The 23,296-nt window shown below is 67.3% G+C and carries 24 protein-coding genes; 15 read left to right on the top strand and 9 right to left on the bottom strand.

What is annotated here, in order from left to right:
- Positions 1 to 106: 106 nt before the first annotated feature.
- Positions 107 to 676: a hypothetical protein gene (locus DM992_RS25665; protein WP_111019183.1), complete on the top strand. Its 570-nt coding sequence runs from the start codon at positions 107 to 109 to the stop codon at positions 674 to 676.
- Between the two features lie 262 nt (positions 677 to 938).
- Positions 939 to 2,939 carry a glycoside hydrolase family 28 protein gene (locus DM992_RS25660; protein WP_111019182.1) on the top strand — a complete coding sequence of 667 codons (2,001 nt, stop codon included), beginning with the start codon at positions 939 to 941 and terminating at the stop codon, positions 2,937 to 2,939.
- Between the two features lie 64 nt (positions 2,940 to 3,003).
- Here DM992_RS25660 and DM992_RS25655 read toward each other — a convergent pair whose 3' ends face one another.
- Positions 3,004 to 3,513: a GNAT family N-acetyltransferase gene (locus tag DM992_RS25655; RefSeq protein ID WP_111019181.1), complete on the bottom strand. Its 510-nt coding sequence runs from the start codon at positions 3,511 to 3,513 to the stop codon at positions 3,004 to 3,006.
- 401 nt (positions 3,514 to 3,914) lie between these two features.
- Positions 3,915 to 4,544 carry a glycine zipper 2TM domain-containing protein gene (locus DM992_RS25650; RefSeq protein WP_111019180.1) on the bottom strand — a complete coding sequence of 210 codons (630 nt, stop codon included), beginning with the start codon at positions 4,542 to 4,544 and terminating at the stop codon, positions 3,915 to 3,917.
- Between the two features lie 535 nt (positions 4,545 to 5,079).
- Here DM992_RS25650 and DM992_RS25645 point away from each other — a divergent pair.
- The 3 genes from DM992_RS25645 (at position 5,080) to DM992_RS25635 (ending at position 8,061) form a co-directional block, all read left to right on the top strand.
- A complete protein-coding gene (locus DM992_RS25645) occupies positions 5,080 to 6,279 on the top strand; it encodes an amidohydrolase family protein (RefSeq protein ID WP_111019179.1) in 1,200 nt (399 codons plus the stop codon).
- A gap of 67 nt (positions 6,280 to 6,346) precedes the next feature.
- Positions 6,347 to 7,531 carry an amidohydrolase family protein gene (locus DM992_RS25640; RefSeq protein WP_111019178.1) on the top strand — a complete coding sequence of 395 codons (1,185 nt, stop codon included), beginning with the start codon at positions 6,347 to 6,349 and terminating at the stop codon, positions 7,529 to 7,531.
- Between the two features lie 56 nt (positions 7,532 to 7,587).
- Positions 7,588 to 8,061, top strand: coding sequence for a nuclear transport factor 2 family protein (locus DM992_RS25635; RefSeq protein WP_111019177.1), 474 nt, complete (start codon positions 7,588 to 7,590; stop codon positions 8,059 to 8,061).
- 55 nt (positions 8,062 to 8,116) lie between these two features.
- On the opposite strand, the gene DM992_RS25630 is transcribed toward DM992_RS25635, so the two are convergent.
- On the bottom strand, positions 8,117 to 8,977 hold the full coding sequence (locus tag DM992_RS25630) for a LysR family transcriptional regulator (RefSeq protein ID WP_111019176.1): 861 nt from the start codon (positions 8,975 to 8,977) through the stop codon (positions 8,117 to 8,119).
- Between the two features lie 220 nt (positions 8,978 to 9,197).
- Between DM992_RS25630 and DM992_RS25625 the strand changes: the two genes are divergently transcribed.
- The 3 genes from DM992_RS25625 (at position 9,198) to DM992_RS25615 (ending at position 11,515) form a co-directional block, all read left to right on the top strand.
- Positions 9,198 to 9,440: an ankyrin repeat domain-containing protein gene (locus DM992_RS25625; protein ID WP_239511345.1), complete on the top strand. Its 243-nt coding sequence runs from the start codon at positions 9,198 to 9,200 to the stop codon at positions 9,438 to 9,440.
- A gap of 395 nt (positions 9,441 to 9,835) precedes the next feature.
- The gene (locus DM992_RS25620; RefSeq protein WP_111019175.1) at positions 9,836 to 10,621 is read left to right on the top strand and encodes an ABC transporter substrate-binding protein; all 786 of its coding nucleotides are present in this window, start codon (positions 9,836 to 9,838) and stop codon (positions 10,619 to 10,621) included.
- Positions 10,622 to 10,666: 45 nt separating this feature from the next.
- Positions 10,667 to 11,515, top strand: coding sequence for a phytanoyl-CoA dioxygenase family protein (locus DM992_RS25615; RefSeq protein WP_111019174.1), 849 nt, complete (start codon positions 10,667 to 10,669; stop codon positions 11,513 to 11,515).
- Between the two features lie 92 nt (positions 11,516 to 11,607).
- Here DM992_RS25615 and hutC read toward each other — a convergent pair whose 3' ends face one another.
- Both hutC and DM992_RS25605 read right to left on the bottom strand, forming a co-directional pair.
- Positions 11,608 to 12,345 (bottom strand): histidine utilization repressor, encoded by a 738-nt coding sequence (gene hutC, locus DM992_RS25610; protein WP_111019173.1) that lies wholly within the window; start codon positions 12,343 to 12,345, stop codon positions 11,608 to 11,610.
- Positions 12,346 to 12,376: 31 nt separating this feature from the next.
- A complete protein-coding gene (locus DM992_RS25605) occupies positions 12,377 to 12,919 on the bottom strand; it encodes an XRE family transcriptional regulator (RefSeq protein WP_111019172.1) in 543 nt (180 codons plus the stop codon).
- Positions 12,920 to 13,053: 134 nt separating this feature from the next.
- Between DM992_RS25605 and DM992_RS25600 the strand changes: the two genes are divergently transcribed.
- From DM992_RS25600 to DM992_RS25590, 3 genes are read left to right on the top strand one after another with little or no spacing between them, the layout of a single operon-like run.
- Positions 13,054 to 13,833 (top strand): aldolase, encoded by a 780-nt coding sequence (locus DM992_RS25600; RefSeq protein ID WP_111019171.1) that lies wholly within the window; start codon positions 13,054 to 13,056, stop codon positions 13,831 to 13,833.
- 50 nt (positions 13,834 to 13,883) lie between these two features.
- Positions 13,884 to 14,780, top strand: a complete 897-nt coding sequence (locus tag DM992_RS25595; RefSeq protein WP_111019170.1) for a dihydrodipicolinate synthase family protein — start codon at positions 13,884 to 13,886, stop codon at positions 14,778 to 14,780.
- Positions 14,777 to 15,481 (top strand): MOSC domain-containing protein, encoded by a 705-nt coding sequence (locus DM992_RS25590; RefSeq protein ID WP_111019169.1) that lies wholly within the window; start codon positions 14,777 to 14,779, stop codon positions 15,479 to 15,481. The genes DM992_RS25595 and DM992_RS25590 overlap by 4 nt, the downstream gene beginning before the upstream one ends.
- A 25-nt stretch (positions 15,482 to 15,506) precedes the next feature.
- Here DM992_RS25590 and DM992_RS25585 read toward each other — a convergent pair whose 3' ends face one another.
- The gene (locus DM992_RS25585; protein ID WP_111019168.1) at positions 15,507 to 16,271 is read right to left on the bottom strand and encodes an SDR family oxidoreductase; all 765 of its coding nucleotides are present in this window, start codon (positions 16,269 to 16,271) and stop codon (positions 15,507 to 15,509) included.
- 440 nt (positions 16,272 to 16,711) lie between these two features.
- Between DM992_RS25585 and DM992_RS25580 the strand changes: the two genes are divergently transcribed.
- Positions 16,712 to 17,419, top strand: a complete 708-nt coding sequence (locus DM992_RS25580) for a YceH family protein (RefSeq protein ID WP_111019167.1) — start codon at positions 16,712 to 16,714, stop codon at positions 17,417 to 17,419.
- An 88-nt stretch (positions 17,420 to 17,507) separates the two neighbouring features.
- On the opposite strand, the gene DM992_RS25575 is transcribed toward DM992_RS25580, so the two are convergent.
- Together DM992_RS25575 and DM992_RS25570 are read right to left on the bottom strand one after the other, a co-directional pair.
- A complete protein-coding gene (locus DM992_RS25575) occupies positions 17,508 to 17,945 on the bottom strand; it encodes a hypothetical protein (RefSeq protein WP_239511344.1) in 438 nt (145 codons plus the stop codon).
- A 16-nt stretch (positions 17,946 to 17,961) separates the two neighbouring features.
- Positions 17,962 to 18,516: a hypothetical protein gene (locus tag DM992_RS25570; RefSeq protein ID WP_111020390.1), complete on the bottom strand. Its 555-nt coding sequence runs from the start codon at positions 18,514 to 18,516 to the stop codon at positions 17,962 to 17,964.
- 404 nt (positions 18,517 to 18,920) lie between these two features.
- On the opposite strand from DM992_RS25570, the gene DM992_RS25565 reads away from it, so the two are divergent.
- From DM992_RS25565 to DM992_RS25555, 3 genes are all read left to right on the top strand, one after another.
- Complete coding sequence (locus tag DM992_RS25565) at positions 18,921 to 20,237, top strand: lipase family protein (protein WP_111019166.1); 1,317 nt, start codon at positions 18,921 to 18,923, stop codon at positions 20,235 to 20,237.
- Positions 20,238 to 20,428: 191 nt separating this feature from the next.
- Positions 20,429 to 21,559, top strand: a complete 1,131-nt coding sequence (locus tag DM992_RS25560; protein WP_111019165.1) for a 3-deoxy-7-phosphoheptulonate synthase — start codon at positions 20,429 to 20,431, stop codon at positions 21,557 to 21,559.
- A gap of 149 nt (positions 21,560 to 21,708) precedes the next feature.
- Positions 21,709 to 22,137 carry a PRC-barrel domain-containing protein gene (locus tag DM992_RS25555; RefSeq protein WP_111019164.1) on the top strand — a complete coding sequence of 143 codons (429 nt, stop codon included), beginning with the start codon at positions 21,709 to 21,711 and terminating at the stop codon, positions 22,135 to 22,137.
- A 208-nt stretch (positions 22,138 to 22,345) separates the two neighbouring features.
- Here the strand turns inward: DM992_RS25555 and dapF are convergent, their stop codons facing one another.
- Positions 22,346 to 23,176, bottom strand: a complete 831-nt coding sequence (dapF, locus tag DM992_RS25550) for a diaminopimelate epimerase (protein ID WP_111019163.1) — start codon at positions 23,174 to 23,176, stop codon at positions 22,346 to 22,348.
- Positions 23,177 to 23,296: the final 120 nt, after the last annotated feature.

Below are 23,296 nucleotides of genomic sequence, written 5' to 3'. Positions count from 1 at the left end.
CTCCGGGGCAGTGAAGATGAGGAAACGATAGCGCGGGCGGCGGGGGGCTGAACAGGGGCGGAATTACCGAGGCGAACGGAAGCGCGAATATCCGTTGCGACTGACGATGACACTGCCGCGCCTGAAGGCAGGCGTTTTCCGCGCGAGTGTTATTGCCCACGCAGGCCCGACGTCGCCGCAAGCGGTCGTCAAGAAGATCGCGCTGACGGCGCACATCGGCGACAGCCTGTTCGTGCCGAAGCCGGACAATTCCGCGTGGTACGACGTAGTCGAACTGAACGCGACGGACCGTACGCAGCAGAGCTTCGCCTCGACACTGCCGATCCGCGTGCGCACGACGAACCCCGATATCAACGTCACGCTGCTGCAGCCGCTGCGGCTGTCGAACGGCCGCGCCGAGATGGCCCACGCGAAGGTCGTGCTGACAGGCAACGCAGGCAACGCGGAAATCGCGTCCGGCTCCGCGCGCACGCTCACGCTGGTGAAACCCGCACGCGACGGTTTTGACGGCTACGACGAAACGCGCAACCTGAAAGTCAGCGCCCATGTGCCGGCCGTCAGCGGGGCAGCCTCGACCAACGGGACTTACCACGGCGATCCGGTGCTGATGTTCGAACCGGCCACTTCGGCGGGACGCGAGCCGGCAACGGGGGCGGTATCGGCTGCCGGCGAGTAGGTCGTTGCCCCGGCGGACGTCGTCGGCCGGGGTGTTTCAGTTGAAGTTTTTGCGCATAAACATACGACAACATATCTCTAGGTAGGCAATCACTGATGTGAGTGTGCACACACATCCGGGGAATTAACTCAGTAAAAACAGGGCAAACGACAAATGCGTGTCCGGCTTCGATCGCATTTAGACTGCGCGTTGTAGTACGACGACGTATAAATGGCGATCCGCCGCCTGGCGTATCGATACCCCATACACTGAAGGAGTGCCCATGGCCGCAAACAGCCGCCGTTCGTCCTCGTCTGCCCGATCGCCGTCGCCGAAGCCGGTGTCGCGCCGCGCATTCATCGGCTGGAGCGGCGCGCTCGCCGGCGGCGCCATGCTCGGCGGACCGCTCGCGGCGACCCGGGCGTTTGCGGGAGGCCACATGCCCAATGCGTCGGCGGTCGACTTCGTCTGGGGCGAGCATGGAGCGGCGGCGCGCATCGCCGCATCGCTCGCGCACGTGTCGCGGCTCGCGCTGCGCGGGCGCGACTTCGACGTGACGCACTACGGCGCACGCCCGTGCGCGACGGTCGCGCAAACGTCGCCGTACACGAACGTCGCGAAATCGCCGGTGAGCCCGGGTTCCGAACTGACGACCGCACCCGGCGCGTTCGATTCGCGTCCGGCGTTTCTCGCGGCGATCGACGCGTGCCGCCGCGAAGGCGGCGGGCGCGTGGTCGTGCCGCCCGGCAACTGGTACTGCGCGGGGCCGATCGTGCTGCAGAGCAACGTCACGTTCCACCTGAGCGCGAACTGCACGATCTACTTCAGCCCGAACCCGGCCGACTACGCGAAGGACGGCCCTGTCGATTGCGGCGCGAACGGCCGGCTGTACTACAGCCGCTGGCAGGCGAACGATTGCCTGAATTACGGCGCGCCCGTCTACGCGCGCAACGCGACGAACATCGCGCTGACGGGCGAAGGCCCGACGTCGGTGCTCAACGGGCAGGCGATGACGCCGTTCTCCGGCAGCGGGGCCGGCAGCGTCTGCTGGTGGACCTACAAGGGCTCGTCGGGCGCGTACGGCGCAGGCGCATCGGTGCCGAGCCAGGCCTATGCGAATCCGAACAACGTCGACCTGCGGATCGTCGCGCCGGCGATTCCGGACGCGCTCTACGCGCTGCTCACATCGCCGGTCACGCCGTGGCAGCTGGACCAGAACTACCTGCCGGCGCTGTCCGAGGCCGGCGTGCCGGTCGACAAGCGCATCTTCGGCCTCGGCCACTACCTGCGGCCGTGCATGGTCGAATTCATCGGCTGCACCAACGTGCTGATGGCGAACTACCAGACGCAGAACACGCCGTTCTGGCAGCACCATCCGACCGCGAGCCGCAATGTCGTGATTCGCGGCGTGACGACGAACAGCATCGGCCCGAACAACGACGGCTTCGATCCGGACGCGTGCACCGACGTGCTGTGCGAGGACTGCACGTTCAACACCGGCGACGACTGCATCGCGATCAAGTCCGGCAAGGATCGTGACACCGAATACGGGCCGGCAAAGCGGCACCTGATCCGCAACTGCACGATGAACAGCGGGCACGGCGGCATCACGCTCGGCAGCGAGATGGGCGGCGGCGTCGAGCAGATCTATGCAACCAACCTGTCGATGCTGAACGCGAACTGGCAGACCAACCCGCTGAACATCGCGATTCGCGTGAAGACCAACATGAATCGCGGCGGCTACGTGAAGGACTTCCACGTGAAGGGCGTCACGCTGCCGAACGGCGTGACGCTGAAGGGCGGCGGCTACGGCAGCGCACTGCTCGCGGGCAGCCCGATCAACGCGAGCGTGCCGCTCGGCGTCGTCACGCCGTCGGCCGGCAACCCGTCGGCCGCGCAGGGCGGCATCGTCACGTTCGACTGCGATTACCAGCCCGCGAACGATGCGGTGCGCACGCGCGCGCCGGTCGTGCAGAACGTGACGATCTCGGACGTGAAGGCGAGCAACGTGACGTTGAACGGCGTGACCGCGTCGTGTTTCCAGGCGATCGTCGCGCAGGGGCCCGTTGCGTTCGACTACAACGGCACGCCGCCTGCGCCGGCCGTGCAGCCGATCGCCGGCGTGACGATCAGCAATTGCGACTTCGGCACGCCGGTCGCGTCGGGTACGCCGGCGGTCACGTCGCCGGGGCCGATCTATGCGTTCAACGTGAGCGCGCTGACGCTGACGAACGTGACGATCGCCGGGCAGATCGTCAATGCGACGATTACCGACAAGCGGTGACTTGAGGTGAAGGGCGTTCGCGTGCGGTGGTCGATGCGCGCGAACGCAAGCTTGATTGAACGCGTCAAGCCAGCGTCTTGACCATGTGATGTTCGTCGTAGAAGCGCCCGTCGACGAACAGCGAGCGCGGTTCCGTGCCGAACCGGACGAACCCCTGCGACGCATACAGCCGCTCCGCGGTGCCGTTGACTTCGTTCACGCACAGCATCAGTTGCTTGCACTGCCACGCTTGCGCCGCATGAGCGGTCGCGCTTTCGAGCAGCGCTTGCGCGATGCCGCGCCCGCGATACGCGGGATCGACGAACACGCCCCAGATCGTCGCCTTGTGCGCGACCTTCGCACGCGCATCGCGGCGCACGCCCGTGATGCCGACGAGCGTGTCGCCGTCGAACGCGCCGAACACGGCCTGCGCGGGCGTCGGCGTGATGCGTGCGGCGAATTCGTTGACCGGCACCTGCGATACTTCGTCGAGCGTGGGCAGGAAAGACGTGGGCGCGGTGTCGACCGCACGCAGGCGAAGGGTTTGGAAGCGGGCGGCGTCGGCCGCGTCGAGCAGGCGGGTCGTGATCGTCATCGAGGGGATTCCGGTGGAGGGCGGCTGTGCATGCCGGCGCGGGCTACCGCGGCCGCGGGATGCACCGTGCCTATGCTAATCGGAATCCGGATGACGCGTGGCGGCGTTCGCGGCAACCGCGGGCGTTCGCGCGGCCGACGTGCATCGTTGCCCGGTGCCGAGCGCGTGTGACGGCAACACGGTCGGTTTGTGCAGGCGAGCGATGGAACGGCTGTGCGACGCGTCGCGCCGGAGGCGGACGCGAATGTGGAGGGGCTGCGAAAATACCGGCGGCGCGTGATGCGCGCCGCGTCGACACGAAGGATGAGGAGGACGTAAAACAGGCGCGCCGCGGTGCCGAACCGTCACACGATCTCAACGCGCGAGGTGCGCCCGCTCAGGTCAGGCGCACCGAATCGGCATCAATACCGCGACAACTGATTGCCATTGATCTGCACGCGATCGCCCGGCCGCAGGTTGCCCGGCGACTGCACGTCGAACGAGCGCGTCGAGCCGTCGCTCACCTGCACGTCGATCCGGTAGCTGCTCGGCGGTTGCGCCGCGCCCATCTGCTGGCCGATCTGGTTGCCCGCAACCGCACCGCCGAGCGCACCGATCACGGTGGCCGCCTCGCGGCCGTGACCGCGGCCGACCTGGTTGCCGAGCACGCCGCCGATCAACGCGCCGACGACGGTGCCGGCGACGCCCGACGGGCCGACCGAGCCGCTGACCGGCCGGATGTTCGCGACCGTGCCGTACTGCGTGCCGTAGCCGTTGCCGTACTGGTTGCCGTATTGCTGCTGATTGCCGTACTGGTCGTACGGCTGCGACCCGTATTGGGGCTGGTTGCCGTATTGATCGTACGGTTGCTGCTGCACGTAGCCCGGTTGCGAATACGCGGGCTGCGCATAACCGGGCGTCGCATATTGCTGCTGCGGATAACCCGGCTGCGCGCCGTAATAACCGGGCGCGACGCAGGCGGTCAGCGGAAGCGCCGCCACGGCGACGAGCGTGGCGAACAGAACGGTCTTCGTGGAAGGAATGCGCATCATGATGTTTCCTGCATCGGCAACGTGTTCGCCGGCGGAACCCGGACGGGTGGCGAACTCGGCGTGAGTATAAGGAATGGCCGGATGCGCGTCCGGTGCGGCCGGGTAACAACGTGTAAAGTCTGTTGCCGCGTAAATCGCGGCTTGCGCGGGGCGGTCGCGCAGCGGCCGGCAAGGGCAGTGGCGCCCGTTCGGCAGCTTCGACGACGCGCATCGGTAGCGGTCCGGCGGAGTGTCTTTTGAGGCGGTCGGCCCCTCGGTGCAAGCGCCCGAAACTTCGGCTTCCGCGACGTCGCCCGACGGGCCAATGCAGGCCGTCTCCGACGAGATCGGACCGCGCTGCCGCACCATTCTTGCGTGGCGTTTGCGCCGCACATCGCGAAATCGAATGCGCGGCATCGCGACATTTAATTGGCCTCGGGCGGCGGCGTCCGATATCGTGGCCGGATTCCCTGCCAACGGTCGCGCCGCGCCGGCTGCGGTTCCTCCCCCTGTCCGCGTCGGTGTCGCGCAGCGACCGCCCCACGGATTCCGAGCCATGACCGATCGTATCTTCATCAACGCCGTCGACGCCGGCGGCCGGCCCATCAACCTCGTCGTCCGTGACGGCCGTTTCATCGCGATCGGTGCCGATTGCACGGCCGCGCCAGGTGCGGAGACGATCGACCTCGACGGCCGCGTCGTGCTGCCCGGCTTCGTCGATGGCCACATCCACCTCGACAAGAGTTTCGTCGGCGATCGCTGGGTACCGCACGAACCGGTCGGCTCGCTGCGCGAGCGGCTCGCGGTCGAGAAGCGCCAGCTCGCGGCTGCGCCGCCGATCGTCGAGCGCGCGAACGCGCTGATCGCGCAGGCCGCCGCGTTCGGCACGGTCGCGATGCGCAGCCACGTCGACGTCGATGCGACAACGGGCCTGTCGAACCTGCAGGCCGTGATGGCCGCGCGCGAGCAATGGCGCGGGATCGTCGACATCGAACTTGTCGCGTTTCCGCAGGCTGGCGTCGTGACGTGCCCGGGCACCGCCGACATCCTCGACGCGGCCGTGCGCGGAGGTGCGGACGTGGTCGGCGGGATCGACCCGACGACGCTCGACGGCGATGCGGACGGCCAGCTCGACATCGTGTTCGGCATCGCCGAGAAGCGCGGCGCGAAGATCGACATCCACCTGCACGAACCGGGCGAGACGGGCATCGCGCAACTGCTGCGGATCGCGGCGCGCACGCGCGCGGCGGGGCTCGGCGGGCGCGTGAACGTGAGCCATGCATACGCGCTCGGCGAAGTCGGCTACGACGACGTCCAGCGCACGGCGGCGGCCCTCGCCGACGCCGGCGTGTCGATCCTGACGAACGCGCCGGGCGACTGCGCGTTCCCGCCGGTGCGGCAGTTGCGCGACGCGGGCGTGCACGTGTTCGCTGGCAACGACAACATCCGCGACGCGTGGTGGCCGTACGGCAACGGTGACATGCTGCAGCGCGCGATGATGGTCGGCTATCGGTCGGGCTTCCACACCGACGAAGCGCTCGGCATCGCGCTCGACATGGCGACGCACGCCGGCGCGCGCGTGATCGGCAAGGAGAACTACGGAATCGCGGTCGGCTGCGACGCGACGTTCGTCGCGGTGCGCGCGCCGAATGCGGCGGCGGCCATCGCGGGCGTGCCGGCCGAACGCCGGGTGTTCCGCCGCGGCGAAAGCGACACGGGCGCGCCGGTCGCCCCCGCGCTGCGCTTCACGCGCTGACCGACCCGACCGCGGGCACAGCACGCGCCGTGCCCGCTTCGCACTGACCGACCACACGGGAACCGACATGACGAACCTGCTGATCCGCAATGTCCGCACGAGCGCCGACGCTGCGCTCGACATCCTGATCGAAGGCGATCGCATCGCGCGCGTCGGCCCGTCGCTCGACGCGCCCGCCGGCTGCACGATCGAGGACGGCGCGGGCGCGCTCGCGCTGCCTGGCCTCGTCGAAGGCCACACGCACCTCGACAAGACGCACTGGGGGATGCCGTGGTATCGCAACCAGGTCGGGCCGCGCCTCGTCGACCGCATCGAGAACGAACGGCACTATCGCGCGACGAGCGGCCATGACGCGGGCGCCGCGTCGCTCGCGCTGGCGCGCGCGTTTCTCGCGGCCGGCACCACGCGCATCCGCACGCACGTCGACGTCGATACCGAGGCCCGGTTGCGGCACCTGCATGGCGTGCTCGCGACGCGCGAGACGCTGCGCGGGCAGGTCGACATCCAGATCGTCGCGTTTCCGCAATCGGGCGTGCTCAAGCGGCCGGGCACCGACGCGCTGCTGTCCGACGCGCTCGGCGCCGGCGCCGATCTGCTCGGCGGGCTCGACCCGTGCGCGATCGAAGGCGATCCGGTCGAGGCGGTGGACGTGCTGTTCGCGATCGCCGAGCGCCACGGCCGCGGGCTCGACATCCATCTGCACGAGCGCGCGTCGATGGGCGCGTACTCGCTCGACCTGATCCTGCAGCGCACGGCCGCGCACGGCATGCACGGGAAAGTCACGATCAGCCACGGGTTCTGCCTCGGCGATATCGCCGAACGCGAGCGCGATGCGCTGCTCGCGCGGATGGCCGAACTCGGCGTCGCGATCGTCACGACCGCGCCCGCGGCGGTGCCGGTGCCGCCGGTGGCCGCGTGCCGCGCGGCGGGTGTGACCGTCATCGGCGGCAACGACGGCGTGCGCGACACGTGGACGCCGTACGGTTCGCCCGACATGCTCGAACGCGCGATGCTGATCGGCATGCGCAACGATTTCCGCCGCGACGATGCGCTCGAAGTCGCGCTCGATTGCGTGACGCACAGTGCGGCGCGCGGTTGCGGTTTCGCCGACTACGGGCTGCAGCCGGGCAACCGTGCGGACGTCGTGCTCGTCGATGCGCTGACGTTCGCCGAGGCGGTCGTCGCGCGGCCGGTGCGGCGTCTCGTCGTATCGTCGGGGAAGATCGTCGCGCGCAACGGCGCGCTGGTCTGAGCGGAGCATCGCGCCGGTATGATCCGGTTTTAAGCCGGATTTCCCGGGAGACGACGATGCGAAGCACGACAGCGGCACGGGCCGCACGATGGACGGCGGCGGCCCTGTTCGCCGTGACCGCCGCGCATGCGGTGGCGGGCGGCCCGAACGACGTGCAGCAGGAAGCCAATCGGCGGACGGTGCTCGCGTTCTACGAAAAAGGCCTGAACGAGAAAGACGCGGACGCCGCACTCGCGTATGTCGGCGAGCGCTACGTGCAGCACAACCCGAACGCGGCCGACGGCCGCGACGGCTTTCGCAAGTTCGTCGCGTTCCTGCGCGACAAGTATCCGCAGTCGCACAGCGAGATCAAACGCTCGTTCGTCGACGGCGACTACGTGATCCTGCATGTGCACGCGGTGCGCGAACCCGGCACGCGCGGCAGCGCGATCTTGGACATCTTCCGGTTGGAGAACGGCAAGATCGTCGAGCACTGGGACGTCAACCAGCCGGTGCCCGAACAGGCCGCGAACGGGAACACGATGTTCTGAGTTGTCCGGAGCGTGCAGCCCCCTTCCTCCTTCCTGAACGAACTTCGCCGTTCGACTATTCCTCGTGCTCCAGCATCGCCGCGAGCGTCTTCGTCAGCTCGCTGACCATCGGGTCGGCCGTCGGCCGATGCAGGATGGCGATGTCCATGTGCTCGATCGGCGCGAAACCCTGCTTCGCGGTCAGCACGGTGTGCTCGTCCGTCACCACGCGCGCGGGCAGCACGCTGATGCCGAGCCCGTCCGCGACGGCGGCCTGGATGCCGCTCAGGCTCGACGTCGTGAAGCTGATCCGCCAGCGGCGGCCGCGCTCCTCGATCGCCTTGATCATGTCGTCGCGATAGAGCCCGCGCGGCGGAAACACGACGATCGGCACCGGGTCGAGATCGATCGACGGATGCTTCGCGCTGTCGATCCAGCGCAGCTTCTCGGGCCAGCGCACGACGGCCTCGCGGCTGTCGCGCCGCTGCTTGATCAATACGAGGTCGAGCTCGCCGCGGTCGTATGCGGCGCTGATGTCGCGGCTCAGTCCGCACGTCACTTCGAGCTTGATCTGCGGATGCGCGCGATTGAACGCGGCGAGCGCATGGGTCGTGCGGCCCGCCGCGAAATCGTCCGGCACGCCGAGCCGGATCGTCAGTGCGACCGTCGCGCCCGACAGCGCTTCCAGCATCTCGTCGTTCAGCGCGAGCATGCGCCGCGCATAGCTGAGCACCGTCACGCCCGCATCGGTCGGCCGCACGTCGCGCGTGCCGCGGTCGAGCAGGCGGTGCCCGGCGATTTCCTCGAGCCGGCGCACCTTCTGGCTGACGGTCGACTGCGTCGAGTGCAGGCGCGCGGATGCGGTCGTGAAACTGCCGCAGTCGGCGACCATCACGAGCGCACGCAGCAGGTCGAGGTCGAACAGGGGTCTATTCATTTATGCACTTTTTCTGATTCGAATATTTCATTTTCAAATGCGTGCGACGACTTTTAACATGGCCGGACGCCGCGGGCAATCGCGGTTTCGCCGGGCCCGGCGCGGCGTCGCGCGCTGCGGGGCGCCTGACGCATTGCATCGGCCGTGCTTCGGCGAGCGCGGGCACGCAAGGAGGAAACGGGATTTTTTCAGACGGATCGCGATCATCGGGTCGTTTGCATTGACGACGCTTACGTCGGCCGTAGCCGCCGCCGACGGCGGCGCGCTCGAGGGTCGGCTGCGCAGCGCGGCCGATCGCGGCGATGCGGGCGACGTGCGTGCGCTACTTGAACGAGGCGCGCAGGTCGATGCGCGCGACGGGCAGGGCCGCACGGCGCTGCTGATCGTGACGCACGGCAATCACGACGGTGCGGCGCGCGTGCTGATCGATGCGGGCGCAGACGTCAATTCCGGGGTGGTATAGGGCGCATCGCCAATACCGATGGTTCGGGATCGGGCGAGGTTGGGCATTGATCGCCTGTATAGACGTCGATATCCAGCGGATACCCGGAAAACCACGCTCTGTGGAGTGCGTGCGTTGCGCAGGGTAAGCACCCGAAAATTTCGAAATGTCGCGAAAAACAGCAATATTTCCGATCCCACTCCCACCTTCCTCCCCGATTCCCGCCCCCACCCGACCTCCATTCGCGCCATCCTCGCTTCCCCCGCTTGCGCTCGAAAATTGAGCGGTCTAGACTGCGCCGCAGTTTCATCGAAGTCCCCGTCTTTCGCGCACCGCACCGCGTCGGCATCCCGGCGCGGCGCCATCCAACGGACGCCGGCGGTCGCCCGCCGCGTCGAGACCTTCAAGGACACGTCATGAACCGCACTGCAAAGCTCCTCGTTACCGCGCTGGCGTTCGCTCCGCTCGTGTCGTTCGCGCAGGACACGTCGACGATCCGCTGGGGCATCGATCCCACGTATCCGCCGTTCGAGGCGAAGCAGCCCGACGGCTCGCTCGCCGGTTTCGACATCGACCTGCGCAATGCGATCTGCGAGGAACTGCGTGCGAAGTGCGTGTGGGTCGAGCAGGGTTTCGACGGGATGATTCCGGCGCTGCGCGCGCGCAAGTTCGACGTGATCATGTCCGCGATGACGGCCACCGACGAGCGGCTCAAGCAGATCGATTTCTCGAACAAGCTGTATGCGTCGCCGGGCGCGCTCGTCGCGCCGGTCGGCTCGAAGCTGCTGCCGACCGCGGCGTCGCTCGCGGGCAAGCGCATCGGGATCGACCAGGGCACGACGCAGGAGGCGTACGCGAAGGCCGAATGGGCGACCAGGGGCGTGACGATCGTCTCGTACCAGAACCAGGACCAGGTGTACCAGGATCTCGTCAACGGCCGCCTCGACGCGACCTTCCAGGACAAGACGCAGGCCGGCTACTCGTTCCTGAAGACGCCGCGCGGGAAGGGCTACGCGTTCGCGGGCCCCGACGTGACCGACGCGCGCATCACCGGCTACGGCGTTGCGATGGGGCTGCGCAAGGGCGACGCCGACATGAAGAAGCGGCTGAACGACGCGATCGTCGCGATCCGCGCGCACGGCACGTACCGGAAGATCGCCGCGAAGTACTTCGACTTCGACATCTACGGCACGAAGCCGTGAGTACCGCACCGTGACCCCGTGATTCATTCAATCGACAGGCAAACCATGACGAGTATCCAGGACCGCGTCGCGAAAGCCGTGACGCCCGAACTGATCGCCGCGTTTCGCGAGGAAGGCGCGGTCTGCGTCAAGGGCATCTTTTCGCCCGACGAAGTAGCCGCGCTCCGCGCCGGCATCGACGCGAATCTCGCTCAGCCGAGCGAGCGCGCGAAAGTCGCGAGTCGGCCCGACGATCCGGGCTGGTTCTTCGAGGATTTCTGCAACTGGCAGCGCAACGACGCGTACCGCGACTTCATCGTGCGCTCGCCGGCGCCGTCGGTGGCGGCCGCGCTGATGGGCACGGAGCACGTGCGGCTGCATCACGACCACCTGCTCGTGAAGGAGCCCGGCACGCGGCAGCGCACGCCGTGGCACCAGGATCAGCCGTACTACAACATCGAAGGCGACGACAACGTCAGCATGTGGATTCCGGTCGATCCGGTGCCGCTCGAATCGACGCTGGAATTCGTCGCGGGCTCGCATCGCGGGCCGTGGCTGATGCCGCGTACGTTCATGGACAAGGAGGCGAAGTGGTTCCCGGAAGGCAGCCTCGCGGACCTGCCCGACATCGAAGCCGATCGCGCGGCGTTCCCGATCCGCCACTGGGCGCTCGAGCCCGGCGACATGGTGTGCTTCCGGATGCTCACGCTGCATGCGTCGGGCGGCACGCAGAACCGCCGGCGCGCGTTCTCGATCCGCTTTGTCGGCGACGATATCCGTCACGCGCCGCGCCGCTGGAAAACATCGCCCGATTTCCCCGGGCTCGCGGAGCAACTGCCGGACGGTGCGCTGCTCGAACACCCGCTGTTTCCGGTCGTGTGGTCGCGCGACGCAGGGCAGGCCGGCGCGATCTGACCGGCGCATGCAACGCGCGCGGCGGCCGTTTCCTGACGAAACGGCCGCCGCGCGTTTTTGTGCGTATCAGCGTGTCAGCGTGTGACGAAGGTTCAGGTCGGGTGGCGCCCGGCGCCCGGCTTGAAGCGCGAGCCGAGCCGGTAGCGGTTGCCCGGATGCAGGAAATGCACGAACGTGACGGGCAGCCCGTCCGTCCAGGTGCGGCGCGTGAGCGTGAGGCATGGCTCGTCGGCGCGCATGTCGAGCAGCCGCGCCTGTTCGCCGGTCGGCAGCGACGCATCGACGACGTGCTCGATTTCCAGTTCGTAGTGCGATACGTTGTTGTACAGGTACTCGGACGGCGGCTCGACCTGGAAATCCTGGTCAATGAAACCGGGCGCGGCGGCCGGGTTCACGTAGCGGTCCTCGAGCTGGATCGGGCGGCCGTTTTCCTCATGCACGCACACCACATGAAAGACCGGCGTGTTGACCGGCAGGCCGAACGCGGCCGCGACGTCGAACGACGCGGGCTCGCTCGACTGGCTCAGCACGCGGCAGCGGTATTCGTGGCCGCGCGCGCGGATTTCGTCGCGGATATGCGCAATCATCAACAGGTTCGACTGCGGCTTCGCCTCGGCGACGAAGGTGCCGACGCCCGCGATGCGCTTCAGCACGCCTTCCTCGGTCAGTTCGCGCAGCGCGCGGTTGACCGTCATGCGCGCGACGCCGAACTGCGCGGCTAGATCGAGCTCGGACGGAATGCGGTCCCCGGGGCGCCAGTCGCCCGATTCGACGTTCCGGCGAACGAGCGTCTTGATCTGCTGGAACGGTGCGGTGGCCTTTGTGACCATCGGAAGATCCTTGCGCGAAGAAGTGACGAGTCTAGTCGTCGTGGCTGACGATGACCAGGATCTCCGCCTGCGCGGCGCCGAGGCTGCGCGTGCGGTGCGGGATGAGTGCGTTGAAATAGACTGAATCGCCGGTCTTGAGTTGCACCGTCTCGTTCGGAAATTCGATTTCGACGCGCCCCTTGTGCACGAACAGGAACTCCTCGCCTTCGTGCTCGCGGAACGTCGACGCGACGAATTCATGCGGCGGATGCACGACGAACGGCAGCATCTTCTTCGGTGCGACGCCGGCCGCGATGCTTTCGAAGCGGTGCACGTGGCTGTCGGCCGCCGCACCCATCGCCGTGCGCTCGCCGGCGCGTGTGACGGTGATCAGCTCGCGATTGCGGCTTTCCGAGAACAACTGCTCGACGTCCACGTTCAGCGCCTTCGACAGCTTCAGCGCGACCGCGATCGACGGCACGCTCAGGCCGCGCTCGACTTTCGACAGATAGCTCTTGGTGAGGCCGGTCTCGTCGGCCAGCACATCGAGCGTCCAGCCCTTCTGTTTTCTGAGCAGCTTCAGGCGAATCGTCATGGGGCGCCAGGTGTCCTTCGAAAAACCGATTGTAACGCATGACACAATGTGTCATATAATGGATCGAGTGTCACGAATCCGGCGGAAACGGCTGCGGACGACGCGACACATCCGACCCAATTCAGGAGGCGAACATGGCGGAAACGCTGAATTTGACGAAAGAGGCGCTGGTCGCGCTGGCGGAGCGGCGTCTTGAAAACGAGGTGGCTGACAGCGGCTGGTCCGCGCGGCAGAAGCTTGCACTCACGTGCCGAATCCTGTTCGACGCGGGCCACGATTCCGGCCTGGCCGGGCAGATCACCTGCCGCGCGGGCGACGCCGCGTACTACACGCAGCGGCTCGGGCTCGGTTTCGACGAGATCTCGGCCGCGAACCTGCTGCGCGTCAACGAGGATCTCGACGTCGTCGACGGCGAAGGCATTCCGAACCCGGCCAACCGGTTCCATACGTGGATCTATCGCGAGCGCCCGGACGTGAACTGCATCATCCACACGCATCCGGCGCATGTCGCGGCGCTGTCGATGCTCGAGCAGCCGCTCGTCGTGTCGCACATGGATACCTGCCCGCTGTACGACGATTGCGCGTTCCTGAAGGACTGGCCCGGCGTGCCGGTCGGCAACGAGGAAGGCGAAATCATCTCGAAGGCGCTCGGCAGCAAGCGCGCGATCCTGCTGTCGCATCATGGCCAGCTCGTGGTCGGCAAGACGATCGAGGAAGCATGCATCCTCGCGCTGCTGATCGAGCGTGCCGCGAAGCTGCAACTGCTCGCGATGTCGGCCGGCGAGATCAAGCCGGTGCCGCCGGCGCTGGCGCGGGAAGCGCACGACTGGATTTCGAAACCGAAGCGCGATGCGGTGACGTTCGACTATTACGCGCGCCGCGCATTGCGCACGCATCGCGACTGCATCGCGTGAACGAGCGCATCGCTTCCGTCGCGTTCATTCATCATTGAGGAATACACATCATGTCTGTCCTGCTGCAAGGCATCATTGCCTACCCGGTCACGCCGTTCTCCGCCGACGGCGGCGTCGACCTGAAAACGCTCGATACGCTGATCGAGCGCCTGATTGCCGACGGCGTTCATGCGATTGCCCCGCTGGGCAGTACCGGCGAGAGCGCGTACCTGTCCGACGCCGAATGGGAGGCGGTTGCCACCGAGTCGATCCGTGCGGTGCGCCGGCGCGTGCCGACCGTCGTCGGCATCTCCGATCTCACCACGGCGGGCGCGGTGCGCCGCGCGCGCCTTGCCGAACAGGCCGGCGCCGATGCGGTGATGGTGCTGCCGGTGTCGTACTGGAAGCTCGGCAACGACGAGATCGTCGCGCACTACCGCGCGATCGGCGACGCGATCGGCATTCCGATCATGCTGTACAACAACCCGGCGACGAGCGGCGTCGACATGTCGCCCGACCTGATCGTGACGATCTGCCGGACCGTCGACAACGTCACGATGGTCAAGGAGAGCACGGGCGACATCGGCCGGATGCATCGGCTCGCGCAGTTGAGCGACGGGACGATTCCGTTCTACAACGGCAGCAATCCGATGGCGCTCGCCGCGCTGGCCGCGGGCGCAGCCGGATGGTGCACGGCCGCGCCGAACCTGAACGCCGCGTTGCCGCTCGCGCTGGTCGGCGCGATGCGCGCGGGCGACCTGACGCGCGCCAGGTCGGCCTTCCATGCGCAGTTGCCGTTGCTGCAGTTCATCGTCAACGGCGGGTTGCCGGTGACCGTGAAGGCAGGATTGCGCCTGCGCGGCTTCGACGCAGGCGAACCGAGGAAGCCGCTGCTGCCGCTTGGCGAAACGCGCACGCGCGAGCTCGAACGCCTGCTTGCGGCACTGCCGGATGGTGTGCCGGCATGAGCGATGAAGCACGGCCGGCGATCGCGGTTGCGATCGACGCGGTGCGGGTCGGCACGAGCCGGCCGCTGGCCGGCACGCCGCACGCAAGCGCGATCGACAAGCGCCCGGTCGATTCGCGTCTGTGGTTGGGCGCGCTCGGCTTTGCCGGCGACGAGCAGGCCGATGCGCGGCATCACGGCGGGCCGGACAAGGCGGTCCACCACTATGCGCACGATCACTATGCGTGGTGGTTCGCGCAGATCGGCGCGCGCGACGTGCTCGCTCGACCGGGCGCGTTCGGCGAGAACCTGTCGACGCATGGCGTGACCGAGCACGACGTGTGCATTGGCGATGTGCTCACGCTGGGCGGCGCCGTGCTTCAGGTGACGCAGTCGCGGCAGCCGTGCTGGAAGCTCAACACGCGCTTCGATCATCCGCGGATGGCCGCGCTCGTGCAGCAAAGCGGCCGGACCGGCTGGTACTACCGCGTGCTGCACGAAGGCTGGGTGGCGCCGGGCGACGTGCTGGCGCTGCATGAGCGCAGCTATCCGCAATGGCCGCTGTCGACGGTGCTCGACGTGCTGTATCGGCGCACGCTCGACATGGTCGCGCTCGAAGCGCTGTGTGACGTCCCGGTGCTGCCGCCCGGCTGGCGCAGGATGCTCGAAAAGCGCCGGACGGAGCGGCAGGTCGAAGACTGGACGAAACGGCTCGACGGATGACGGGCCGCGGCCCGTGGCTCACGGCTTACCTGGCCGGCAATTCCCGCACGTCGGCCGTCGGCGTGGAGCCGAACGCATCGCTCAGCGCATAGCCGATCAGTTGACGTGCGGCCGCCTCGGGCGTCGCGAGCGCGCCGCTCGACCTCAACTGGTCGAACTTCTCGCGCATCGGGAAGTTGTCTTCGTTGGTCGAGCGGATCGTCGCCTGCATGCCCGTATCGACGACACCCGGCGCGACGCTGCAGATTCGCAGCGCGTGGTTAGCGTCGAGCGCGACCGCGCGCGCATGGTGATCGAGCGCGGCCTTGGTCGCGCAGTAGATGCTCCAGCCCGCGTACGCATTGCGAGCCGCACCGCTCGACAGGTGCAGGATCCGGCATTCGGTCGTGGCGGATGCCGCCTGCGCGAGCGCGGCCGACAGCATCAGCGGCGCTGCGACGTTCAGGCCGACCGCGCGCGCAACGATCGCCGGGTCCTGCGCGGCGAGCGGGCCGATCGGATCGACGATACCCGCGTTGTTGAACAGCAGCACGATCGACGCGCCGTCGACGAAGCTGCGCAGCGTGTCGCCGGCCAGCCAGGTCGCGACGGCCGACGCGTCCGACAGATCGAGTTCGACTTCGGCGAAGCGGTCGCCGGCTTGCGATGCGAGCGACGGATGGCGGCTGCGCGACACGCCGAGCACGGCGATGCCTTCCTGCAGCAGTTGTTCGGCGAGCGATGCGCCGAGGCCGCGCGTGTGTCCGGTGACGATGGCGCGCACGTGCGGCGCGGTTGAGGATGCAGTCATGGTGGCGAACGAGTGATTGGGTGAAAAGGTGAACGGTGTCGACGAGCGGCGCGCAGGCGTGGCGGCAGTGCGTGTTGGGCAGGTTATGCGTGATATTGGCGTGCAGGGGTGTGCAGAGGCGGTTGCGCGCGGCGCCGCGGGTGTCCGCTTGGCATATCGTAGCGCCGGCATGCGTGCGGCGCAAACGCGGGCATGATTCCGCGGCTGCGCCGCAGGCTGCGGCGTGTGTGCAGCGCGAATTCGCGAGTGCCGTGCGCGTGCATCGTCGCGCGGCACCGGGAGGCCGATACGTTGGACGAAAGCGACTGCGGCAAGTGCGCGCGCCGGCGCGGCGAGCAGCGCCGGGCCACGCAGCGCGAGCTATCATATGGCTCGCCCGTTCGCGATGCCGGACGGGCCTCGACCGTTTCCCCTCATCTGCTGCACGCTGCGAAGCCACCATGAACACCACGCCGGATACGCCCACGCCACGCGCCCTTCGCGATCTCACGCCTCTCGAGGCCCGCATTCTCGGGGTGCTCGTCGAGAAACAGCACACGGTGCCGGACACCTACCCGCTGTCGCTGAATGCGCTGACCGCGGGCTGCAACCAGAAAACCGCGCGCTCACCGGTGATGAACGTCAGCGAGGACGAAGTCACGACCGCGCTCGACGGGCTGAAGCACCTGAGCCTCGTGATGGAAGGCAGCAGCAGCCGCGTGCCGCGTTTCGAGCACAACATGAACCGCGTGCTCGGCATCCCGAGCCAGGCGATCGCGCTGCTGACCATTCTGCTGTTGCGCGGCCCGCAGACGGCGGCCGAGCTGCGCCTGAACAGCGCGCGCCTGCACGGCTTCGCGGATATCTCGTCGGTCGAGGCGTTTCTCGACGAACTCGCGGCGCGCGCGCAGGCGCTCGTCGTGCGGCTGCCGCGTGCGCCGGGCGCGCGCGAGAACCGCTGGATGCACCTGATGTGCGGCGAGGTGAACGTGGCCGACTTCGCGAGCGCGGATGCCGGCGGCGCGGATTCCGTGCCGCCTTCCGAATTCGAGGCGCTGAAGGCCGAACAGAAGCGCCTCGCGGATGAAGTGGCGCGACTGAATGCGCTGGTTCAGCGGATGGCCAGCGAACTCGGGATCGACGTCGACGCGCAGGGCGGCGCGGGCTGATTCACCGCGCGATGCGACGCGGTGCCGGCGCGGTGCCGGCGCGTGCACGCGCGCCGTGCAGCGGGCATCAGTCGCCGCGACGCCATCGCTACCAGCGGCACCCCGATTGCGGCGAAGCATCGACATCCAGCGCCCTGCCGAACGCGGTTTTCTTGCCGGTGCGCGCATTGGTGTAGGTCATCGAATAGATGTTGGCGCCCTGGGACATCATTTCGTATCGCCCGTTGATCTTGCCGTCGACCATTTCGACCCAGGTTGTCGTGTACTGGTGCGGACGGTCTTCGGCGAGCACTTCGTCCTCTTCGTGTTCGATCACCAGCGGGAGGGCCGTTTTCGATTTCGCGTACCGGACCATGCCGCCCGTCCATTTGACCGCATCGTCGTAGTAGGTGCGCATCTCGAAGCGCACGGGTTTGTCGCCATCCGATGTGAAGCAGAACACTTCGGTGGAAACCTTGGCGAGCGCCGGCAACGAAATGCAGAGCAGTACCGCGGCAAGAGCTTTTTTCACGATGGTGGTGTGCATGAGATAAAGCGACATTTCAACCGACACTGATCCGCGTAGCCCCCGAATCGACGAGACGGAACAGCAGATCCTCGACGGCCGTCTCGGGCGCGGAACCGAGATCCGCATTGACGCGCCACCCCTGTTCCGTGCGAACCGGTTCCGACAGGTAGTGAATGATGCCATGCAGCCCGTCTTCGGCCGGCGTGTTCTCGTCGTCCACATCGAACCACGCGAGGAACCATGTCTTGAACGCATCGACCGCCGTGCTTTCGTCGAGGCCGTCGGCCTCGATCGCGGCCCAGTCCCACACGAACGGGCGGATCGACACGGCCGCCGTTTCGAGGTCGAACGCGAATGGTTCGAAATCCAGTTGCGAGGTCGAATCGACCATCGACGGCTGGCCGGCTGCGTCGCCTTCGGCCGGGATCGTGTCGGCCCGGCACGGCAGCGCGAGCGGCCCTTCGGTGGCCAGCGCACCGTCGGCCTGCCGGTAGGCCGGTTCGACGATCACCGCCGGTTGCGCTGCCGCTTTCGCGAGCAGGTCGATATAGGGTTGGCGGACGGCGCGGAGCAGTTCGGATACGGTCATCGTGGCGTGTCGGTTGGGCAGGAAGCGATCGGTCACAGGCAGGCGGCGCGCCGCGCGGCCCGCATCGCACGACGGGCCGCTTCGGTAACGGACAGCCGTGATCGTACGGCACTTCATCCGGGCGCGGGCAGTTGGCCGAACGGCCGGGGCGCCCGCATCGCATTGCGGCAGATTTAGACGTTTACCTTCAAACAACGGAAAACGCACATCGAACGCGTTCTCGTTGTGCTTCAATTCATCCGGTTTGTACTCCTACTAAAATTACAGATTCCGAACAAGTCGGATCATTCATTCACAGGAGACAGTCGATGGCACGGAAATGCATTTGAGGTGTCAATCGCGATGGTCCGCAACACCGCCGAACTTCCTTCGATGAAAGCAGGTTATCCAAGGGGCCCCCACTCATGTCCTCCAGACGTTTGATGATTGCTGCGGCCGCCGTGTCCGCCGCGCTGGCCATCATTGCTCCGCCGGCCAGCGCCGGCGCGCCGACCGTGTCCGATCCGTTTTATACGTACACCGGCGCCACGCCATTGGCATCGATTCCACCGGGCACGGTGCTGAAGACGCGCGACGTCACCTATCACGTGGCAGGCATTCCGACCGCGCTGACCGCGCAGCAGTTGCTGTATCGCACCAGCAACGCGCAGAACCAGCCCGTCGTCAACGTGACGTCCGTGATCCGGAGCGCGGTCAGCAACGGCCAGGCCATCTCGTACCAATCGGCCTACGATTCGCTGAACCCGTACGACGAGCCGTCGCAGGTGATCGCCGGCGATCGCGACGTCACGAAGGTCATCAACGTGGGCACGCTGCTGTACAGCGCGGAATCGATTCCGCTGTCGACACTGCTGCTGCTGGGCTACAACATCATCGTGCCCGATACGGAAGGCCAGACGGCGGACTTCGCCGCCGGCCCCGAATACGGGATGACGACGCTCGATTCGATCCGCGCCGCGCTCAATACGCCGTCGACCGGCCTGAATCCGTCGAGCAAGGTCGCGATGATCGGCTATTCCGGCGGTGCGATCGCGACGAACTGGGCCGCGCAACTCGCGCCGAGCTATGCGCCCGACATCAACCGGCAACTCGTCGGCGCGGCCGAAGGCGGCGTGCTGGTCGACCCCGCACACAATCTGCGCTATGTCGACGGCAGCATCGTCTGGGGCGGCGTCGCCGCGGCCGCGCTCGCCGGGCTGGCGCGCGGCTACGGCTTCGACCTGACGCCCTATCTCAGCGACACCGGCGTCGCCGTGTTCAAGGACATCCAGAGCCAGTCGCTCGCGTACATCCTGCCGAGGTACACGGGCCTGCGTTGGGCGACGCTGTTCAAGCCGCAATACGCGAACGACATCAACAGCATTCCGGTGTACGTGACGTATGCGAACAAGGTGAATGCGGGGCTGGCCGCGTCGCCGACGATCCCGATGTTTATCGGCCAGGGCACGGCGGGCGCGCTCGACGGCACGTTCAGCAGCCAGGTGGGCGACGGCGTGATGCTTGCGTACGACGTGCGCGCGCTTGCGCAGAAGTTCTGCGCGAGCGGCACGCGGGTTACGTACAACGAGTATCCGCTCGAACATGCGGGCGCGATCGTACCCTGGGTGGCCGGCATGCTGCCGTGGCTCTACGACCGTTTCAACGGGAAAGCCGCGCCGAGCAATTGCTGGCTGACGGCGCTGCTGCCGAGCAATTCGCTGGCGCCCGAGACGCCGCACTAGACGCGCCGGGCGACGCGGCGAAGGGCAGGGCGATCCGCTGCGGATCGCCCTTTTTTGTCCCGCGTTCGGCCGTCTGTCGCATTTACCTGACCGCAGTCACCCGCATTCCCCCGCCGCGACCGGCTGCCGTCTCTCCCGGGTGCCATAATCAAGCCTGCACATCATTCCAGACGTCCCCCCGGAGAATCACCATGCAGAACCTCGACAATCCTTCCCACGATCGCGAGGTAGGCAGCGCCGACGCGACGCAGGACACCACGCGCATCGACGACGTCCGCATCGGCGCCGTCCGCCCGCTGATTTCGCCGGCGCTGCTGCTCGACGAACTGCCGGTGCCGGCCGCCACGCAGACGCTCGTCGAGGATACGCGCCGCGCGATCGGCGACATCCTGCACGGCCGCGACGACCGGCTGCTGCTCGTCGTCGGCCCGTGCTCGATCCACGATCACGACCAGGCGCTCGACTACGCGCGCCGCCTGAAAGTTGCCGCCGATGCGCTGAAGGACGACCTGCTGATCACGATGCGCGTCTACTTCGAGAAACCGCGCACGACGGTCGGCTGGAAAGGCTATATCAACGATCCGCGCCTCGACGGCAGCTTCCGCATCAACGAAGGGCTGCGCGCCGCGCGGCAACTGCTGCTCGACGTCAACGCGCTCGGCCTGCCGGCCGCGACCGAATTTCTCGACCTGCTGAGCCCGCAGTACATCGCCGACCTGATCGCGTGGGGCGCGATCGGCGCGCGCACGACCGAAAGCCAGAGCCATCGCCAGCTCGCGTCGGGGCTGAGCTGCCCGATCGGCTTCAAGAATGGCACCGACGGCGGCGTGCAGGTCGCGTCGGACGCGATCGTCGCCGCGGCCGCAAGCCATGCGTTCATGGGGATGACGAAGATGGGGATGGCCGCGATCTTCGAAACGCGCGGCAACGACGATGCGCATGTGATCCTGCGCGGCGGCAAGAACGGCCCGAACTACGACGCCGCGCATGTCGAGGCGAGCTGCGCGGTGCTGCGCAAGGCCGGGCTGCGCGAGCAGGTGATGGTCGATTGCTCGCATGCGAACTCGAACAAGTCGCACGAGCGGCAGATCGACGTCGCGCAGGATCTCGCGCGGCAACTGTCGCAGGGCGAGCACCGGATCGTCGGCGTGATGGTCGAGAGCCATCTCGAGGCCGGGCGGCAGGATCTGAAGCCGGGTGTGCCGTTGCAGTACGGCGTGTCGATCACCGATGCGTGCTTGAGCTGGACGCAGACGGAGCCGGTGCTCGATGTGCTGGCGGAGGCGGTGCGGCATCGGCGGGTGTATTCGCGGAATGCGTGATGGGGCGGCGCCGACATGAGTGCTGCGTCATCGCGTTCGATGCAGCATCTCGCGAGTGGCGCTAACATGGGCCGGTGCGATGTGTCGCGCACGCAGGCGGCTAGGCCGGCCGCGGATATCGACAACAATTCACCGGAGTGCATAAAAGCATGGCGTTCTACAAAACCCTCATCGCAGCAACCGTCCTCGCATCGAGCGTCAGCGCACATGCGCAGATCGCCGGCGCACAGCCGATCAGCGTCACCGTCGAGCAATCGCAGGCGCTGCTCGAAGGCTGGAGCGTGAAGAAGAGCGTACTCGGCAAGGCCGTCTACAACGACCAGAACCAGAAGGTCGGCACCGTGCGCGACCTGATCGTCGCGCCGGACGGCTCGGTGTCGGCGGCGATCGTGTCGGCCGGCGGTTTCCTCGGCGTGGCCGCGCACGACGTCGCGGTGCCGATCGCATCGCTCGACGTGCGCAACGGCAACATCTACCTGCCGGGCGCGACCAAGGATGCGCTGAAGGCGACGCCGGCGTTCCAGTACGCGAAGGTGCCGTCGCCGCCGAAGCCGAAGAAGGTCGACGACAAGCACTGATCGATGCGGCCCGGCGCGCGCTGCGCCGGGCCCGGCCGACCGCGGGCCGTGAACGGCACCGCGCGTCGGCGCGATCGTCGGAGGCCGGGCGCCACATCATGGCGGCGAACGGATTGCGTCGACGATCGATGACGATGCGGTTGCGTTGCCGCCGCGCATCCGGCTCGAATCGGCATCGCGATTCACGCCGCATCGCGAACGCCGGCGATCAGCTTGCCGGCATCGTCCCGTCCACCCACACCCCGTCGAAACCGAACGCAACCGGCCCACTCAGGAACACGCTGCCGGTGCCGTCCCATTGAACGGTGACGTCGCCGCCGTCGCATTCCACCCGCACCGCAGGGTCGAGCAGCCCGCGCCGGATGCCGTTGACCACCGCGCCGCACGAACACGAACCCGAACCGAGCGGCACGCCGCCGCCGCGCTCCCAGATGCGCAGGCGGATATGCGTGCGGCCGATCACCTGAACGACATGCACGTTGGTTTTCAGCGGAAACAGCGGATGCGTTTCGATCGCCGGGCCGAGCGTTTCGATATCGATCGCATCGAGATCGTCGACGAAGAACGTGCAGTGCGGATTGCCCATGTTGCACGCGGCCGGTGCGCCGGGAAGCGGAAGGGCGAGCGTGTCGACGGCTTCGGCGACGGGCACGTCCTGCCAGCCGACGCGCGGCGCGCCCATCTCGACCGTGATCAGCCCGTGCGCATCGTGCGAACAGAGCAGGCGCCCGCGGTTGGTGCGCAGCACGACCGACGCCGCGCCGGTTTCCCGCATCACCTTCCACGCGACGCCGCGCGTCGCGCTGCCGCAGGTATCGAGCATCGAGCCGTCGGGGTTCCAGAACGCGACGCGGGCGGCCGCGTCGTCGCAGTCCGATAGCACCGCGAGCTGGTTGAAGCCGATGCCGCGATGCCGGTCGCCGATGCGCCGGACGAGGTCGCGGTCGATCGCATGCGCATGATCCTGATCCTCGCCGCGCAGGTCGACGATGACGAAGTCATCGCCATTCGCGTTCATCTTCTGAAATCGGATCGGCATGGCGGTTCCGGAATCGAGGCAGGCAAACACTGTACGTGGCTTGCCGACTGCGATCAATCGCGGCCCGTCGGTTTGCATAAATTTGTTCCTACAACATCCCCGCCAATTGGCCGTCACAGA

This window comes from Burkholderia sp. JP2-270 (genome assembly GCF_003233675.1).
Taxonomy (GTDB): Bacteria; Pseudomonadota; Gammaproteobacteria; order Burkholderiales; family Burkholderiaceae; genus Burkholderia; species Burkholderia pyrrocinia_C.
The sequence above is the reverse complement of the archived record's forward strand: the minus strand, read 5'-3'. Positions and strand labels throughout refer to the sequence as shown.